This is a genomic window from Putridiphycobacter roseus (genome assembly GCF_003234935.1).
Taxonomy (GTDB): Bacteria; Bacteroidota; Bacteroidia; order Flavobacteriales_D; family Crocinitomicaceae; genus Putridiphycobacter; species Putridiphycobacter roseus.
In genome coordinates, this window is sequence record NZ_QKSB01000004.1 from 126,223 (window position 1) to 142,056 (window position 15,834).

Below are 15,834 nucleotides of genomic sequence, written 5' to 3' on the forward strand. Positions count from 1 at the left end.
AATTATCTTTGTAGGAAAACAATAATAGCATGTTTGTTAATTCAAATGATTTACCCGCACTATTGCCCTATTATAAAATAAAGTTAAAGGCTTTATATGATGAAAAAGAAATTGAAAATATTTTTCATTACATGGTATTCTTTGAATTTGGGATAACGAAAAGTGAAATACGTATTTCAACTCGGAGACTCTCGGAGTCGGAATTACTAAACCAAAGAGCTATTGTAAAAAGACTTTTGACTGCAGAACCCATTCAACATGTAGTGGGGAAAGTTGAGTTTTACGATTCCATCATAAAGGTAAATAACCATACCCTAATTCCGCGTCCAGAAACAGAAGAATTAGTCGATTTAATATTAAAAGAACATGGCACTCCTCCTCTTACTCTATTAGATATTGGAACTGGTTCTGGCTGTATACCCATTGCAATAAAAAAAAACAGACCCTTATGGGCGGTCTCGGGATTAGATATCTCGGAAAATGCATTAGTAATAGCCAATGAAAATGCAAGCAGCAATAAGTTAGCTATTGACTTTATTGCGGAAGACATATTAAATCCACAGCAACAACCTTCTGTAAAATACGACATCATTGTTTCTAACCCTCCTTATGTTTTAGTATCAGACAAGGAAAAAATGGCCAATAACGTATTGCAATTTGATCCTCATTTGGCGCTATTTGTATCAGATGAAGACCCCTTATTATTTTACCGGTCTATTTTAAATTATTCTAATTTACACTTAAAAGTAAATGGGTGGATTTATTTTGAAATTCATGAATCTTTTGGAAAAGAAATGAATGCCTTATTAGCGTCTTTTGGGTATAAAAACATTAGTGTTTTACCAGACTTACAAGGAAAAGACCGCATGGTAATAGGCCAAAGATAAAGACCTTTATTATATTTGTTAAAAACCAATTCGCTTATGAACTTTATCAATGAAGCCATAGAGGAGTATGCAGAAAGTCACACTTCAGCAGAATCAGCATTACTATATGACTTAAACAGAGAAACACATTTAAACGTGTTAATTCCAAGAATGCTCTCTGGACATTTACAGGGAAGAACCTTAAGTATGCTAAGCCATATGATTCGTCCAAAAAACATTTTAGAAATAGGAACATACACTGGCTATTCTGCATTATGCATGGCCGAAGGTTTAGTTGAAAATGGGAGTATAGACACCATAGACTTAAATGAAGAATTGCAACCTATAATTCATAAATACTGGGATCAATCTCCGTTCAAGGATCAGATTAATTTACACATTGGAAATGCACTCTCCATCATACCCACGTTAAAAAAGGAATATCAATTGGTATTTATCGACGCGGATAAGGAAAATTATATGGCTTATTATCATTTACTATTTGACTTGGTGCCAAGTGGTGGCTATATTTTGGCAGACAATGTGCTATGGAGTGGAAACGTTTTAGAAAAACCCGAAGAAATGTCGGAAAGTACCAAAGCCATCACAGCATTCAACACCTTTATTCAAAATGATGAAAGAGTAGAAAATATTTTATTGCCAATCAGAGATGGCTTAACCATCATTAGAAAAAAATAAATTTAGTTTTTTTAAGTTTAAAGTTACAATTTGAATGGAATTTCAAATTCTAAACCTTAATTTTGTACTAAAATATACAAACAGATGAGTTTTAAATTAAACAGCATAGAATCAGCCATTGAAGATATAAAAGCAGGAAAAATAATCATTGTTGTGGATGATGAAGATCGTGAGAACGAAGGAGATTTTATTGCCGCTGCAGAAATGGTAAATCCTGAAATGATCAATTTCATGGCCACACACGGACGTGGTTTAATTTGTGCTCCCTTAACGGAAGACCGTTGTGATGCCCTTAATTTAAACATGATGGTGGAAGACAACACCGTTTTACACAATACCCAGTTTACAGTTTCTGTTGATTTAATTGGGCATGGATGTACGACTGGTATTTCAGCATATGACCGTTCTCAAACCATCAAATTTTTAACCTTAAGCGACACCAAACCTGCAGACCTTGGTCGACCAGGACATATTTTTCCTTTAAAAGCAAAAAAAGGTGGTGTTTTAAGACGTGCAGGACATACAGAAGCATCTATTGATTTAGCGAAATTAGCAGGCTTAAAACCAGCAGGAATTTTAGTAGAAATTTTAAACGAAGATGGTAGTATGGCTAGGCTACCTCAATTGATTAAAGTAGCCGAAAAATTTAATTTAAAAATTATTTCTATCGCAGATTTAATTGCTTATAGAATGAAGCATGAATCTTTGATTCAAAAAACAATTGAAGTAGATTTTCCTACCATTTGGGGAGATTTTAAATTAGCAGCTTATAAACAAACTACTACAAACGAAGAACATATTGTACTTTACAAAGGTAGTTGGGAACCAGATGAAGCAGTATTAGTAAGAGTAGAGTCTTCTGCATTTTCTCATAACCTTTTAGATGCCATGCGTTCAGATAAACAATCCAATATATCTGCTGCTTTGCAAATGATTAATCAACAGGATAAAGGCGTGTTATTGTTCATGCAGCAAGGAGAAAAAGTAGAAACCATTGTGGAAACAATTCAATCGTATAGCGACCAAAGTTTATTAAGAAAAATGGATTCTAAAGACTATGGTATTGGTGCACAAATTTTAAGAGGCTTAGGAATAAAAAAATTAAAATTAATTTCAAACTCAAAAAACATGAATACTACGGTAATTCATGCTTATGGTTTAGATGTAGTGGAACAAGTACCATTCGTAAGATCTAATAAAAAATTGACTTTATAAGTCAATTTTTTTTCCTGCTTTTTGTATAAATTCTTGGTCCAATACCTGGGCCCACGCTACTCTACCCAATATTTTTATTTGTGTATTGGCAGCAATGATACTTTCTGTGGCTAGGTTTTCTTCACCAACAAAAACAATCCCTTTAATCGGTATGTTTTTCGATTGCAAAAAATGAATACTTAATAAGGTATGGTTAATACTACCCAAGTAATGCCTAGAAACAAGTATTACTTCATCCACTAACCCTGCCATCACATCTATTATATATTGGCCATTTTCGTTTATTGGTACTAAAACCCCTCCTGCTCCCTCTACAATTAATTGATTTTGGGTTTCTGGTAAAGTAAAGTCCTCGACTTGCAAAGAAAGACCATCCATTTTAGCGGCAGCATGAGGCGACATAGGTTGAGATAATAATATACCCGTTTTGTGCACAACAGAAATATCATTGCTCAGCTGAAGTTTTACAAATTCACTATCCAAAGCGTTTAAATCTCCTGCTTGGACCAATTTATAATAGTCCGCTTTTAACTTTTCTGCTATAATTGCGGCAACTACTGTCTTACCAACATCAGTCCCAATTCCGGTTATACCAATCACTTTCTGCTTCATCTTTCACAAAATTATAAAAGTAGATTGTATTTTCACCTTTTAACATTACTTTTGTCCACATTAAAATTAATTGAAACATGAGTATAGTAAGCGTTGATAGTATTGAAGCGGCCATAAAAAAAATTGATGGTCTAAGTGATGATGCATTAGATAAGTTAATTGAGACATTTGCTGCAAAACAAGATGATTTATTGGGCCATGTAATGCAAGCTGGTGTGGAGTATGAAAACGAAGACTTAAATGCGTTTTCAATCTATTATTTCACCATCATTGTAGAGGCCTTTTTAATCGAAAAATTGTCTTTAAAAACAATTGATCAAGATGATATTGAAGCATTTCAAGAACCTTTTTTATTGGCATTAGATGAAATTAATAAAGAAGAAGATTACACGGCATTACATGAATTAATTAACCAGCCTAATTTAATTAGCTTTATGGTAAATGAGATTGATTCTGAAGATGAAGATGGGGAAAGCTTAGAAGAGGAAACCAAAACACAATTATTTATTGTAATGTCTTCTATGATTGGTCTTTTAAACTCGGCTATTCAAAAATAATGTTGACCCCAACTCAAATAGTAGATAAAATGTTGTTGCAAGATAACATGAGTCAATGGTTGGGTATTCAAATAAATAAAATAGAAAAAGGAGAAGTTAATTTACAACTTAGCGTAACTGCCACCATGCTCAACGGTTTTTCAATTGCACATGGTGGAATAACTTATTCAATGGCTGATTCTTGTATGGCATTTACTGCAAATTCACATGGGAATCATGCCGTTTCTGTTGAGAGCTCCATCTCTCACCATGCAGCGGTAAAAGAAAATGATTTATTAAGCACCCAGATTGAAGAGCTCAACAAAAGCAGTCGATTTGCTGTGTATTTAGTCCGAATTTACAACCAAAACAAAAAGTTAGTCGCTTCATTTAAAGGCACTATGTTTTTTAAAGAAACTGTTTGGTCTTAATTTCAATGATTTAATTTATCTGCCTTCCTTTTGGTTTTCTTTATTGCTTTGGTACGCTTCTTATTTTCCTTGGCCCTTTCCTTATTTTTTTTTCTCAATTTTTTAATTCTTGCCTCTTCGGCTTTAAAATCTGTTTTCGAAACTAATTTAGGGGCATCCATTTTTAATTTACCGGACTCTATTTCTCTAATAATATACTCTATTACATAATTGTCCTTTTTAACATAGGCTGACTTTATGTCCTGCTCAAACATTTTCCCCATTAAATTAAAAACCATAGCATCTTTTGCTCCTCTATATTTTTTTACTATTTCATAAACTGTCCTACCTGTTTCTCTGCTGACTAGAGACATGAGAATTTTCCCTTCAGAAATATACAAATCCAACATGGCATATTTAAATTCACTCCTTAAATCCTTATAAGAGTCTTTACAATGTTTATTCCTCTTTCTTCTTCTTTTTATGCTTTCTAAATCATTTTCAACCTGATCTAATACATCTGCAGCATATAAAGCATAAGGATAAACTTTTAGAACTTTTGGTTTTAAGTAATTATATTTTTTTACAAAATCTTTATCTAATACATCTATAGCATGGTGGTAATAAACAAAAGTACTATCCTTTACTTGTGCGAAGCTAAAACTTGTTAGTGTAACTAAAATAGAAAATAGGAACAGTTTCATGGGAGTAATTTTATGGTTAACTTTTCAATAATTGCAAAATCCATACCTAAATAAAAATTTGATTTTGTATTATTGTAAATATACGGCACTTTATGAAGTTTTATTTTTATTTAATACCAATAGTTTTACTTAGTGGTTGCAAGCAAAGCAATTCAAATGAAAGTATGGTTCCTGAAAAAAAACTTAATCCTACCCAAGTCATAACCATAGATTCCGCGACAATAAAAGCAAAGCTAAGCACTGACCAATACGAAGAGCTTACCGCAATAGTAGATACCGTTCAGTTAGAAAAAAAATATGGTAAGCAATGGGACTTCTGTGACTGCATTTATAAAACAGATTCGATAAACAAAGCCATAGAAAACTCAGAGACATTGACAGATATGGAGATAACCAATCTATTTAATCGATTTGAAGTCATAGATTTACATTGTAAGATTTTAATTTCAGGTGCAAATACTACGCCTGAAGAACGAAAAAATCACCAAAGAAAAGTTAAGCAGTGTAAAAAGTCATTGGGAATTTAACAAACACAAATTACTTAAAAAGTTAAAAAGCCCGACCAATGGTCGGGCTTTTTAAATATAGTACTGTATTATTAAACTGGGAAAATAATCACACTTTCTTCATTCGCTTCTTCAGGCACAATTTTAATAATTCCTGTACCTCTCAGTGAATCTTCTCCATCTGTCTTATTAATCATTAATACTTCAATATCTAAAACCGCAAAACCTGCTTGCCCTAAATTAAAACTTTCGGTATAATCAAAAGTACACTTTCCTTCAAAATTGGTATACAAGGTATCATCAATAATAATTGTTGGATGTGGATTAACAGAAGGCGTTGGGTACAATCTCACTAGCGCATTTTCTACCACATTTCCTGCCGTATCTACAACTGCAATTGTTGCTGTAGTAGGGTCTTCTTTTTTACAAGATTTTAACCCAATTACCATAATCAATAAAAAGGAAGCAAATAATCCCGTTTTTAAAAGAAATCTATTCATAATTTTAAATTTTTATCAGTAATTTCGCTGTGTATTTTAAGTAAGCATGACAAATATATGTTTTTGATTTGAAATGCGCCTTATATAGGTTAAACAATTTTACCCCCCATTTAGTTACAATAAAAAATGGAATTAAAAGAAAAAATAAAAGAAATAGGTCGAGAAGTAAAGGAATACTCCATTAAATCGAAAGAAGATTTAGAGTCATTCCGAATTAAATACTTGGGTTCCAAAGGGAATTTAAAGGCTTTGTACCAAGATTTAAAATCAGTTAATAACGACCTTAAACGTGAGTTTGGACAATTGATCAATCAATTAAAGATTGAAACAGAAACTAAATTTGACTCCTTTAAAGGAGAAATAAATAGTAGTAGTAAATCCTCAGAAAGTAAGCAGGGAATTGATTTAAGTCGACCAGCTGCCGACACCCCTTTGGGGGCGAGACATCCATTGGCAGTGGTAAGAAATGAAATCATTGAAATATTTAAACGCATTGGCTTTAATGTTTCTGAAGGACCTGAAATTGAAGATGATTGGCATAACTTTTCTGCTTTAAATTTCCCACCAGAACATCCTGCAAGAGATATGCAGGACACCTTTTTTATTGAAAATGGTGCGAGAGAAATGGCATTGCGTACGCATACCTCTTCGGTACAAGTTAGGGTAATGGAAAATAGTAAACCGCCTATTCGTACTATTTCACCTGGAAGAGTATATAGAAATGAAGCTATTTCAGCTAGGGCCCATTGCTTTTTTCATCAAATTGAGGGGTTATATATTGACAAGGATGTTTCATTTGCTGACCTAAAACAGACCTTACTTTATTTTGCAAGAGAAGTTTTTGGTGAAAAGACAGAAATTAGGTTAAGACCTTCTTACTTCCCTTTTACCGAACCAAGTGCCGAGCTAGATGTTTCTTGTACGATTTGTAACGGAAAAGGATGTAATGTTTGTAAATACACTGGTTGGTTAGAGATTTTAGGTTGTGGAATGGTTGATCCAAACGTATTGATCGCAGCTGAAATTGACCCAGAAGTATATAGTGGTTTTGCCTTTGGAATGGGCGTGGAAAGAATTACGCAATTAAAATATCGCGTAAATGATTTAAGGCTCTATTCTGAAAACGACTTAAGATTTTTAAAACAATTTAAATCAGCATATTAATTATGGGACTTTTTTCATCTAAAAAAAATACGAATTCAAATGTTAATTGGATTCCATTAAATAGCATAGAACAATTAAACGAATTGACTGAATTTTCAAAAGAAAAGCCAGTCGTAATTTTTAAACACAGTACGCGTTGTTCCATTAGTACCATGTCAAAATCTAGATTAGACTCTAATTGGGTTGGGACAGATGAAGACGCAGTAATGGTTTATTTGGATTTAATAAAATACCGTGACTTATCTACACAGATCGCTAGCGACTTTAACATCATGCATGAATCCCCGCAAATATTAGTCATTAAAAACGGCGTTTGCACTTATTCAGCAACCCATGGGAATATTGATGCAAAACTAGTGAAAGCTGCACTATGATTAAAGCGGTAATAATTGATGATATTCCTGAAGCCATTACGGTTTTAACTTCTGATCTGGCTACTTACTGTGCAAATATCGAGATAATTGGTTCTGCAAATGGCGTAGTAGCTGGAGCTAAGATAATCCAACAATTAAAACCAGACTTAGTATTTTTAGATATTCAAATGCCAGATGGTTCTGGCTTCGATTTACTAGAAATACTAGCCGAAAGAAATTTTAAACTCATTTTTACCACTGCTTCAGATGAATTTGCTGTTAAAGCTTTTAAATTTTCAGCGATAGACTATTTATTAAAACCAATAGATCCAGATGATTTAATTCAAGCAATTGAAAGACTGGATAACCAAGACTCCCCAACCGATAGATTGGACTTGTTAAAAACTAACTTAGAGCAGCCCAAAAAGTTAGCCTTAAATACAGTGGATAAAATTCATATTGTGGCAATAGATGATATTATTCGTTTAGAGTCCAATATTAATTACACGAAATTTTATTTTGAAGACGGAAGCAAATTACTTGTAACTAAAACATTAAAAGAATTTGATAAATTACTCAGTGAGCATAATTTTATTAGAATACACCAATCCCATTTAATTGCTAAAAATCAAATCAAAGCATTTTTAAAGCAAAGTGGAGAAGTATTGTTAAAAGATGAAAGTAAGGTGCCTGTTTCCACACGAAAAAAAGTACAATTAATGGAAATGATTACAAATCTATAAGCATGAAGTACCCAAATATTATCAAATTAATTTTGATATCTATACTCGCTATCAGTAACATCCAATGTACGGAAGATATTAAACCCACCCGTAAAAGCAATAAAGCAAGTCTTAAAATATTAAGTCCCAAACACAACCAACAATACACCATAGGAGACTTTATACAAATTGATTTGGAAGTTTTAGATCCTAGTAATATAAAAACTTTGGCTATTTACATAAATGACACCCTTTACAAAGCAAATGTATCTCCCAAAACACAAACGATAAAGATTCCGACAGTAGGTGCAAACGTAGGATTAAACACTTTGTATTTTTCATTTACTGACCAAGCGGGAAAAGAGCGAGGCGCCACCCGCAACCTGATACTATTTTCAGATATAATTCCAGCGCAAAAAATTGCAAGTATTGTAAAGGCATACCCACATCAAAACACTTCCTACACCCAAGGACTAGAGTTTTATGATAATGCACTTTATGAAAGTACTGGATCTGGAGATTATGCAAAATCTTTTATCGCCAAAGTAAACATCAACTCTGGTAAACATATTGCCATCCAACCCTTAGATACACAATATTTTGGAGAAGGAATTACCATTTTGAATGACACTATTTATCAATTGGTATGGCAAAAACAAAAATGCTTTGTCTACACCCTAGATTTTAAACCAATTAAATCTTTTGATTACGAAGGAGAAGGATGGGGATTAACCAATAATGGTAAATCCATTATCATGTCGAATGGAACAGCTGAAATTGTATGGCGTAACCCAAATACCTTTGCGATAGAAAAAAGAATATATGCCTTTTCCGACCAAAGTGATTTTCAAAACTTAAATGAACTTGAATTAATTGAGGACAAGTTATTGGCTAATGTTTACACGCAAAACTACATCATTGAAATTGACACGAATAACGGAAAAGTTTTATCCAAAATTGATTGCGCAGGAATTGTTGCAAAAGGCATGGTTGGCAATGCCAATGTTTTAAATGGAATTGCCTATAATCCAAACACTAAAAAGACTTATTTTACCGGTAAGTTATGGCAGTATTTATACGAAATTCAAATTGATTAAAATGGGGAAATTATTCATTGTACCAACTCCGATAGGCAACTTAGAAGACATGACCTTTAGGGCCATTCGAGTTTTAAAAGAAGTGGATGCCATTTTAGCTGAGGATACACGAGTGACTTCAAAGCTTTTGAATCATTATGATATATCTAATAAATTAATTGCGCACCACCAAAATAATGAGCACAAAACCATTGCGCGTTTGATTGAAGAATTGAAAGCTGGAAGTACCTATGCTTTAGTAACAGATGCCGGTACTCCTGCAATATCTGATCCTGGATTTTTATTGACCAGAGCCTGTGTTGAAAATGACATTGAAGTAGATTGTCTTCCTGGTGCTACCGCTTTTGTACCTGCATTGGTTAATTCTGGTTTTCCTTGTGAAAAATTTAATTATATTGGTTTTTTACCCCATAAAAAAGGAAGAGAAACCATTGTAAAAATCATAGCTGAAACAGAAAGAACAACCGTACTATACGAGTCTCCACACCGCTTATTAAAAGCATTAAAGTTATTTGAAACATTTTTTGAAGCGGACAGACAGATCTCTATTTCTCGCGAAATCTCTAAAAAGTTTGAAGAAACCGTAAGGGGGAACGCCAGAGAGCTAACCGAATATTTTGAGAACAAAGCACCAAAAGGAGAATTTGTAATGGTTGTTGAAGGATTAAAAAACAAAAAATGAAAGCCGTATTTTTAGTAAAAGAAGGAAATGCTGCCCAAGCATTTGAGATTAGAGAAACCGCAAAACCCAGTATTGCATTTGGGGATGATATATTGATAAAAGTTGAAGCTTTTGGTTTGAACTATGCAGATGTAATGGCACGTCATGGCCAATACAAAGAAGCGCCACCGCTTCCATCTATTATTGGTTATGAAGTAGTAGGTATTATAGAAGCTGTAGGTAAAGATATTGACCAAAATTTGATTGGTAAAAGAGTTGTAGGGTTTACAAGGTTTGGTGGTTATGCGGAATATGCCATCACAAAATCATTTGGCATGGTAGTGGTGGACGATATGGAAGCAGGTATTGCTCTTTCTATTGCTACACAATATGTAACCGCATATTACATGGCATACCAAGCGACAAATTTAATGGCTGGTGATAAGGTAATGATTCATGCAGGTGCGGGCGGTGTTGGCACTGCCTTGATTCAATTATGCAAGCTAAAGGGATGTGAGATATATGCCAATGCGGGATCCCAAGAAAAATTAGACTACATCAAAAAGCAAGGTGCCGACCACGTAATTAATTACCGTACCCATGATTATGCGGCAGAAATCAACAAGTTATTACCCGAGGAAAGATTAGATTGTACTTTTAATCCAATTGCAGGCTCGACTTATAAAAAAGACTTTGGCTTAATTGGTTCAGGTGGTCGAGTTATTTTGTTTGGTGGCTCCGAATTATCTGGTACCAAATTCGGCATACTATCCTCTTTAAATTTTATTCGAAAAATGGGCTTTCTTTTACCTATTGGATTAATGATGCGCTCTAAAAGTATTATAGGCGTTAACATGCTTAAGATAGGAGACAATAAGCCAAAATTATTGCATAAATGTTTACAGGAAGTAACCCAATTAATTAAAGATGGAAAAGTGCATCCACATATTGGCGGAACCTTTAATGTAGCGGACGTAGCAAAAGCACATGAGTTTTTAGGTTCTAGGAATTCTATTGGTAAAGTAATAGTGAACTGGTAAGAACTGCCAAGCAGTAATTTTGAATAAAGCACACAGAAATAATGGCTTAATAACTATTTAAAATTCAATACCAGACTACAGCCAAAGTCATTACTTTTAAAAAATTTGGGTGCTAAATTTAGGGAAAGATCTTCAGACACATCAAAAGTAACGAAATGAGCATCTGTATAGGCATCTAATAAATTAATTCCATAGATTAAGAAAAAGCCAGCAATAGAATAATCTCGATATTTTGTAGCGTCGTCGAAATTTGTGGTTAATGTTAAATCTGAAATACCATTAAATCGAGAGTAAAGAAAAACTCCTTCTTCCTTGTCTTGGCGATACAACCATTCTTTTTTAAATAAACTAGCTTCTTTTGCATTATACACACTTAAATAGCCTGTAAATCCTAATCCTGCCCAATAAAGTGGTGCACGCCACCAGGAAATATTTTTTCTTCCTTGCACTTTTCTATGGCCAAATTCATTATATATGGAACCTGCACCAGGAAGTATGGCGGAATATAAGGCCGCACGATTTCTATTATGGGTATAGCTAGTATCCATTTGAGAAAAGGAAATAAATCCTGTACTTAAAAAAGACCATAATAAAAACCGATTAAATAGCATGTTTTTATCCGTTTAACTCCTTCAATATTTTTTCTAAATCATGAATAGATTTAAAATCAATGACTAATTTTCCTTTACCATTTGCGTTTGCTTTAATGGCAATTTTCGCATTAATTTTCTCTGCTAAATATTGCTGTGAAGCCTGTATAACAGTTGATATTTCTGTTTCTTCGGCTTTAGTTTTAGTTGCTTTTTTCGCCTCTCCTTTACCTTTAATTATATCCTCTAGCTCTCGGACAGACAATTGGTCGGTTAAAATCAAAGTAAACAATTCTTCTTGTCTTTTTTCATCACCAGCAGAAACTAAAGCACGGGCATGTCCCATACTAATTAGTCCTTCTCGAACTCCTATTTGCACCTTTACCGGTAACTTTAATAAGCGTAAATAATTGGTTATATTAGAACGACTTTTTCCCAGTTTATTTCCCAAGTTTTCTTGGGTAAAATTACACTCATCAATTAACCTTTGGTAGGACAAAGCTACTTCAATGGCGTTTAAATCCTCTCTTTGAATATTTTCTACCAATGCCATTTCAAGCATGGTGGAATCGTTTGCAATTCTAATATAGCAAGGTACTTCGGTCAGACCAGCTAATTGGGAGGCTCTAAAACGACGTTCACCAGAAATAAGCTGGTATTTGTCCCGACCTAATTTACGCACCGTTAAAGGCTGTATAATCCCATGTTCTTGAATAGATTTGCAAAGGTCATTCAATGCGTCCTCCTCGAAATGCGTTCTTGGATTAAATGGATTTGCTTCAATTTGATCAATTCCCAATGAAGCTATTGCACCTACAGTTTGACTGCGGTTTGCTCCTTGATTTGAAGCAGTAATATCCGTTGAAGCACTTTCAAGCAAAGCACTCAATCCTTTTCCTAAGGCTCTCTTTTTTGTCATTAAAAAATTTGTTTGTCTTTATTTTTCATTTTAGTCAAGTCGTTTTTTTGTAAAACTTCTCTCGCAAAATTTAAATAGTTGATCGCTCCTTTACAAGTAGCGTCATGCATAATAATTGTTTCACCAAAACTTGGTGCTTCTCCTAAACGGGTATTTCGGTGAATAATTGTATCGAATACTAATTCTTGAAAATGCGTTTTTACTTCATCCACAACTTGATTAGCTAATCTTAAACGCGTATCGTATAAAGTCAATACAATACCTTCTATATCTAGGTCAGGATTTAATCGAGACTGAATAATTTTTATTGTATTTAATAACTTACCTAATCCTTCTAATGCAAAGTATTCACATTGAACAGGGATAATCACTGAATCGGCAGCTGTTAATGCATTCACCGTAATTAAACCTAAGGAAGGAGAACAATCAATAATGATAAAATCATAATCGTCTTTTATTTGTTCCAAGGCTGATTTTAATCGGTGTTCACGATTTGAGATACTGATCATTTCTAATTCCGCACCCACCAAATCGATATGTGCCGGAATGATGGATAAATTAGGATTATCGGTTTCAAGAATCAGGGACTTAACATCTACATCATCAATTAAACAATCATAGATACTTCCTGTCACTTCTCTTGGGTCGAATCCAACCCCACTTGTTGCATTTGCTTGAGGGTCTGCATCTACAATCAATGTTTTATATTCCAGAACACCAAAACTCGCACCTAAATTAATAGCTGTAGTTGTTTTACCCACGCCTCCTTTTTGATTTGTAATTGCAATAATTTTTGCCATTGAAATTGATTTGAATTAAGATACCAAAGATACTTTTTTTATCTTAAATCAGCGTCATTGTTAATAACTTTAAACATGGTTATTTTAATTTAATGCCGCCATTAATCCCACCTATATTAGGACTTAATTTTATACTTTAAAATAGCACCAATAATTTTATAACCTGCTAAAATTGTTCCTTTAACCGTACCTGAAACCTTAGATACACCTATTCTTTTTTTATAATTAACAGGAACTTCGGTATAAGTCATTTTGTGTTGCGCGGCTTTTATTTGCATTTCAATGGTCCAACCATAGGTTTTATCAGACATATTAAGGGCCAATAATTCAGGATATTTAATGGCTCTAAACGGACCTAAGTCACTATATTTTACACCATAAAAAACACGCATTAATCTAGTTGCCAACCAGTTTCCAAAAACCTGAGGAACCGTCATTGATCCTTTTATTTTATTTCCTAGCGCCCGAGAACCAATCACTAAATCAATATCTTTTTCTATTATTGGCTGCACTACCCATTTTAATTCTTGTGGATAATCGGAATAATCGCCATCAATAAACACTACAATATCTGGCTTCTGCTCCATGGTCTCACAATAAGCCATCCCTTTTAGGCAAGCCCAACCATACCCCCTTTGGTTTTCAGTAAGTACAGTTGCACCTGCTTTTTCTGCTACAGCAGCTGTATGATCGCTTGAACCATTATTACAAACGATTATTTCAGCAACAATTTCGCTTGGTAATTCAGCAACAACTTTCCCAATAGATTTTTCTTCATTGTAAGCAGGGATTATTACAACAATTTTTGGAGAATTTTTCAAAGTCTAATTTTAATTTGGGGACTGTTTAATCATTTAATTCAAATCCATTGTTTCCTAAAACAATTGGACCTTCATTTCCAAATCTATTTGCTTCAGGTCCGTTTTCTAATTTTAAAACGCCACGTGGACAAACAGCAGAACAAACGCCACAACCCACACAGGAAGATCGAACAATATTTTGCCCTTTCTGTGCATAAGCCCTAACATCAATTCCTTGTTCACAATAAGTTGAACAGTTTCCACAAGAGATACATTGCCCCCCATTTGTCGTAATTCTAAATCTAGATTTAAAACGTTGTACAATGCCCATATAAGCTGCCAAAGGACAACCAAAACGACACCAAGAACGGCTACCTAGAATTGGGTAAAAACCCGTTCCAATTACACCTGCGAAAATTGAACCAATTAAAAAACCATACCAAGAACGGATATCAAATGCGGAGATGCCGAATAATATTTCTTTGGAATCCATTTCAGGATGAACAAACACATTGTAGGTATGGTACCCTGTGAAAACAGTCATAATCACTGCAAAAACCAATACCGCATGTATCATCCAACGTTCTAGCTTCCATGTCCACATTTTCTTATTTGACAATTGACGGTATGGATCACCTAAAGTTTCAGCCAGTCCACCGCAACCACAAACCCAGGAACAATACCAACGTTTACCATAAAAGTAAACCATGGTAGGTACTATGATTATGGAGAGAACAATTCCCCAAACGAAAACGAATTTCCCGAAATTACCACTACTCATTAAATCCTGTACATTCCAGTCGAACAAAAAGTAATAATCTAAGGGCCAAGCACTTTTTAAATCCTTTCCTGGCAACCCGAACATGGGTAAAATTTCCACCAATAAAAAGGCAAAGATAATTTGGAACAATACCACTGTGATGGTTCTAACAATTTGGTAACGATTATGGCGGTATTTAATAATCATCCTAGCCCCCATTACCGTCATGGAAGTAGTATATAACAAACCATATAAAAACCATTTCGAAGCCTTTTCCCCTTCAATAAACAACCCTTTAATTGGGTCCGTAATCGATATCAAATTGGCAATGATATATGGGTGAAAATATAATATTACATAAAATGAAATTAGCCAAACCGCTGTCAAGATCCCTATCCACCCTCTATTGGTAGCGGAATCGTGATAAATACCATCATTTTTTATTCCTGGCGGACCCTTTATTTTTAAATCTGATATTATATAGATCAAAGACCCTAAAATACCCAAGCCAAAAGTCAATAAGAAAAACAACATTTTATGGCTAGCGACTATGCCGTTTGCTGAAGACTGTGCTAATTTCAAAGCAATCCCACTAACGGGAGACCACATCACCTTATCCCATTCTTCTTTTGCTTTTAAGTCTTCATTAATCCGATTAAAAACAGCAATAAAATCGCGAGAAAAAGTAAAGGAAGTACGGTAAGGTTTACCCACCATTTCTTCCATCAGCGGTTTTTCAAGATTGGTCAATTCTTGTTCATTCAATTGGGCACGCATGCCGCGCTCTGTCAATTCAAAATTTCCAACGAAAGCTAAAGAAGTAAAGATTGCGAGTGCTAATAAAAAAACACCCATTCCAAAATATTTGATATTTTTCATA

The 15,834-nt window shown here is 34.1% G+C and carries 20 protein-coding genes; 12 read left to right on the forward strand and 8 right to left on the reverse strand.

Annotation, left to right across the window (positions count from 1 at the left end; translation table 11 throughout):
• The first annotated feature begins 29 nt into the window (after positions 1 to 29).
• The 3 genes from prmC (at position 30) to ribB (ending at position 2,780) form a co-directional block, all read left to right on the forward strand.
• Positions 30 to 887, forward strand: a complete 858-nt coding sequence (prmC, locus tag DNU06_RS08440; RefSeq protein ID WP_111062814.1) for a peptide chain release factor N(5)-glutamine methyltransferase — start codon at positions 30 to 32, stop codon at positions 885 to 887.
• 36 nt (positions 888 to 923) lie between these two features.
• Entirely contained in the window at positions 924 to 1,565 is a 642-nt protein-coding gene (locus DNU06_RS08445; protein WP_111062815.1) for an O-methyltransferase, read from the forward strand.
• Between the two features lie 84 nt (positions 1,566 to 1,649).
• Entirely contained in the window at positions 1,650 to 2,780 is a 1,131-nt protein-coding gene (ribB, locus tag DNU06_RS08450) for a 3,4-dihydroxy-2-butanone-4-phosphate synthase (protein WP_111062816.1), read from the forward strand.
• Here the strand turns inward: ribB and bioD are convergent.
• Positions 2,775 to 3,392, reverse strand: a complete 618-nt coding sequence (bioD, locus tag DNU06_RS08455) for a dethiobiotin synthase (protein WP_111062817.1) — start codon at positions 3,390 to 3,392, stop codon at positions 2,775 to 2,777. The genes ribB and bioD overlap by 6 nt on opposite strands.
• Positions 3,393 to 3,469: 77 nt before the next feature.
• Here bioD and DNU06_RS08460 point away from each other — a divergent pair, with 77 nt between their 5' ends.
• Positions 3,470 to 3,949: a hypothetical protein gene (locus DNU06_RS08460; RefSeq protein WP_111062818.1), complete on the forward strand. Its 480-nt coding sequence runs from the start codon at positions 3,470 to 3,472 to the stop codon at positions 3,947 to 3,949.
• On the forward strand, positions 3,949 to 4,359 hold the full coding sequence (locus DNU06_RS08465) for a PaaI family thioesterase (RefSeq protein WP_111062819.1): 411 nt from the start codon (positions 3,949 to 3,951) through the stop codon (positions 4,357 to 4,359). The genes DNU06_RS08460 and DNU06_RS08465 overlap by 1 nt, the downstream gene beginning before the upstream one ends.
• Before the next feature lie 2 nt (positions 4,360 to 4,361).
• On the opposite strand, the gene DNU06_RS08470 is transcribed toward DNU06_RS08465, so the two are convergent.
• A complete protein-coding gene (locus DNU06_RS08470) occupies positions 4,362 to 5,042 on the reverse strand; it encodes a DUF4294 domain-containing protein (RefSeq protein ID WP_111062820.1) in 681 nt (226 codons plus the stop codon).
• A 92-nt stretch (positions 5,043 to 5,134) separates the two neighbouring features.
• Between DNU06_RS08470 and DNU06_RS08475 the strand changes: the two genes are divergently transcribed.
• On the forward strand, positions 5,135 to 5,569 hold the full coding sequence (locus DNU06_RS08475; RefSeq protein ID WP_111062821.1) for a putative periplasmic lipoprotein: 435 nt from the start codon (positions 5,135 to 5,137) through the stop codon (positions 5,567 to 5,569).
• A 71-nt stretch (positions 5,570 to 5,640) separates the two neighbouring features.
• Here the strand turns inward: DNU06_RS08475 and DNU06_RS08480 are convergent, their stop codons facing one another.
• Positions 5,641 to 6,048 carry a hypothetical protein gene (locus DNU06_RS08480; RefSeq protein WP_111062822.1) on the reverse strand — a complete coding sequence of 136 codons (408 nt, stop codon included), beginning with the start codon at positions 6,046 to 6,048 and terminating at the stop codon, positions 5,641 to 5,643.
• A 126-nt stretch (positions 6,049 to 6,174) separates the two neighbouring features.
• Here DNU06_RS08480 and pheS point away from each other — a divergent pair, with 126 nt between their 5' ends.
• From pheS to DNU06_RS08510, 6 genes are read left to right on the forward strand one after another with little or no spacing between them, the layout of a single operon-like run.
• Complete coding sequence (gene pheS, locus DNU06_RS08485) at positions 6,175 to 7,212, forward strand: phenylalanine--tRNA ligase subunit alpha (RefSeq protein ID WP_111062823.1); 1,038 nt, start codon at positions 6,175 to 6,177, stop codon at positions 7,210 to 7,212.
• A gap of 2 nt (positions 7,213 to 7,214) precedes the next feature.
• The gene (ytxJ, locus tag DNU06_RS08490; protein ID WP_111062824.1) at positions 7,215 to 7,586 is read left to right on the forward strand and encodes a bacillithiol system redox-active protein YtxJ; all 372 of its coding nucleotides are present in this window, start codon (positions 7,215 to 7,217) and stop codon (positions 7,584 to 7,586) included.
• Positions 7,583 to 8,308, forward strand: coding sequence for a LytR/AlgR family response regulator transcription factor (locus DNU06_RS08495; RefSeq protein WP_111062825.1), 726 nt, complete (start codon positions 7,583 to 7,585; stop codon positions 8,306 to 8,308). The genes ytxJ and DNU06_RS08495 overlap by 4 nt, the downstream gene beginning before the upstream one ends.
• A 2-nt stretch (positions 8,309 to 8,310) precedes the next feature.
• Positions 8,311 to 9,384, forward strand: a complete 1,074-nt coding sequence (locus DNU06_RS08500; protein ID WP_111062826.1) for a glutaminyl-peptide cyclotransferase — start codon at positions 8,311 to 8,313, stop codon at positions 9,382 to 9,384.
• A gap of 1 nt (position 9,385) precedes the next feature.
• Positions 9,386 to 10,066 carry a 16S rRNA (cytidine(1402)-2'-O)-methyltransferase gene (gene rsmI, locus DNU06_RS08505; RefSeq protein WP_111062827.1) on the forward strand — a complete coding sequence of 227 codons (681 nt, stop codon included), beginning with the start codon at positions 9,386 to 9,388 and terminating at the stop codon, positions 10,064 to 10,066.
• Positions 10,063 to 11,085 (forward strand): quinone oxidoreductase family protein, encoded by a 1,023-nt coding sequence (locus DNU06_RS08510; RefSeq protein WP_111062828.1) that lies wholly within the window; start codon positions 10,063 to 10,065, stop codon positions 11,083 to 11,085. Before rsmI ends, DNU06_RS08510 begins: the two co-directional genes overlap by 4 nt.
• Positions 11,086 to 11,138: 53 nt before the next feature.
• Here the strand turns inward: DNU06_RS08510 and DNU06_RS08515 are convergent, their stop codons facing one another.
• The 5 genes from DNU06_RS08515 to DNU06_RS08535 form a co-directional block, all read right to left on the reverse strand.
• Entirely contained in the window at positions 11,139 to 11,696 is a 558-nt protein-coding gene (locus tag DNU06_RS08515) for a DUF5683 domain-containing protein (protein WP_111062829.1), read from the reverse strand.
• Between the two features lie 4 nt (positions 11,697 to 11,700).
• Positions 11,701 to 12,594 carry a ParB/RepB/Spo0J family partition protein gene (locus DNU06_RS08520; protein ID WP_111062830.1) on the reverse strand — a complete coding sequence of 298 codons (894 nt, stop codon included), beginning with the start codon at positions 12,592 to 12,594 and terminating at the stop codon, positions 11,701 to 11,703.
• Positions 12,594 to 13,394, reverse strand: a complete 801-nt coding sequence (locus tag DNU06_RS08525) for a ParA family protein (protein ID WP_111062831.1) — start codon at positions 13,392 to 13,394, stop codon at positions 12,594 to 12,596. Before DNU06_RS08525 ends, DNU06_RS08520 begins: the two co-directional genes overlap by 1 nt.
• A gap of 116 nt (positions 13,395 to 13,510) precedes the next feature.
• A complete protein-coding gene (locus tag DNU06_RS08530) occupies positions 13,511 to 14,215 on the reverse strand; it encodes a glycosyltransferase family 2 protein (protein WP_111062832.1) in 705 nt (234 codons plus the stop codon).
• A gap of 25 nt (positions 14,216 to 14,240) precedes the next feature.
• Positions 14,241 to 15,833 carry a 4Fe-4S binding protein gene (locus DNU06_RS08535; RefSeq protein WP_111062833.1) on the reverse strand — a complete coding sequence of 531 codons (1,593 nt, stop codon included), beginning with the start codon at positions 15,831 to 15,833 and terminating at the stop codon, positions 14,241 to 14,243.
• Position 15,834 lies beyond the last annotated feature (1 nt).

Bases quoted from the DNA above. Each gene is read 5' to 3' on its own strand.
- prmC (WP_111062814.1), top strand. From the start codon at position 30: ATGTTTGTTAATTCAAATGATTTACCCGCACTATTGCCCTATTATAAA.
- DNU06_RS08445 (WP_111062815.1), top strand. From the start codon at position 924: ATGAACTTTATCAATGAAGCCATAGAGGAGTATGCAGAAAGTCACACT.
- ribB (WP_111062816.1), top strand. From the start codon at position 1,650: ATGAGTTTTAAATTAAACAGCATAGAATCAGCCATTGAAGATATAAAA.
- bioD (WP_111062817.1), bottom strand. From the start codon at position 3,392: ATGAAGCAGAAAGTGATTGGTATAACCGGAATTGGGACTGATGTTGGT.
- DNU06_RS08460 (WP_111062818.1), top strand. From the start codon at position 3,470: ATGAGTATAGTAAGCGTTGATAGTATTGAAGCGGCCATAAAAAAAATT.
- DNU06_RS08465 (WP_111062819.1), top strand. From the start codon at position 3,949: ATGTTGACCCCAACTCAAATAGTAGATAAAATGTTGTTGCAAGATAAC.
- DNU06_RS08470 (WP_111062820.1), bottom strand. From the start codon at position 5,042: ATGAAACTGTTCCTATTTTCTATTTTAGTTACACTAACAAGTTTTAGC.
- DNU06_RS08475 (WP_111062821.1), top strand. From the start codon at position 5,135: ATGAAGTTTTATTTTTATTTAATACCAATAGTTTTACTTAGTGGTTGC.
- DNU06_RS08480 (WP_111062822.1), bottom strand. From the start codon at position 6,048: ATGAATAGATTTCTTTTAAAAACGGGATTATTTGCTTCCTTTTTATTG.
- pheS (WP_111062823.1), top strand. From the start codon at position 6,175: ATGGAATTAAAAGAAAAAATAAAAGAAATAGGTCGAGAAGTAAAGGAA.
- ytxJ (WP_111062824.1), top strand. From the start codon at position 7,215: ATGGGACTTTTTTCATCTAAAAAAAATACGAATTCAAATGTTAATTGG.
- DNU06_RS08495 (WP_111062825.1), top strand. From the start codon at position 7,583: ATGATTAAAGCGGTAATAATTGATGATATTCCTGAAGCCATTACGGTT.
- DNU06_RS08500 (WP_111062826.1), top strand. From the start codon at position 8,311: ATGAAGTACCCAAATATTATCAAATTAATTTTGATATCTATACTCGCT.
- rsmI (WP_111062827.1), top strand. From the start codon at position 9,386: ATGGGGAAATTATTCATTGTACCAACTCCGATAGGCAACTTAGAAGAC.
- DNU06_RS08510 (WP_111062828.1), top strand. From the start codon at position 10,063: ATGAAAGCCGTATTTTTAGTAAAAGAAGGAAATGCTGCCCAAGCATTT.
- DNU06_RS08515 (WP_111062829.1), bottom strand. From the start codon at position 11,696: ATGCTATTTAATCGGTTTTTATTATGGTCTTTTTTAAGTACAGGATTT.
- DNU06_RS08520 (WP_111062830.1), bottom strand. From the start codon at position 12,594: ATGACAAAAAAGAGAGCCTTAGGAAAAGGATTGAGTGCTTTGCTTGAA.
- DNU06_RS08525 (WP_111062831.1), bottom strand. From the start codon at position 13,394: ATGGCAAAAATTATTGCAATTACAAATCAAAAAGGAGGCGTGGGTAAA.
- DNU06_RS08535 (WP_111062833.1), bottom strand. From the start codon at position 15,833: ATGAAAAATATCAAATATTTTGGAATGGGTGTTTTTTTATTAGCACTC.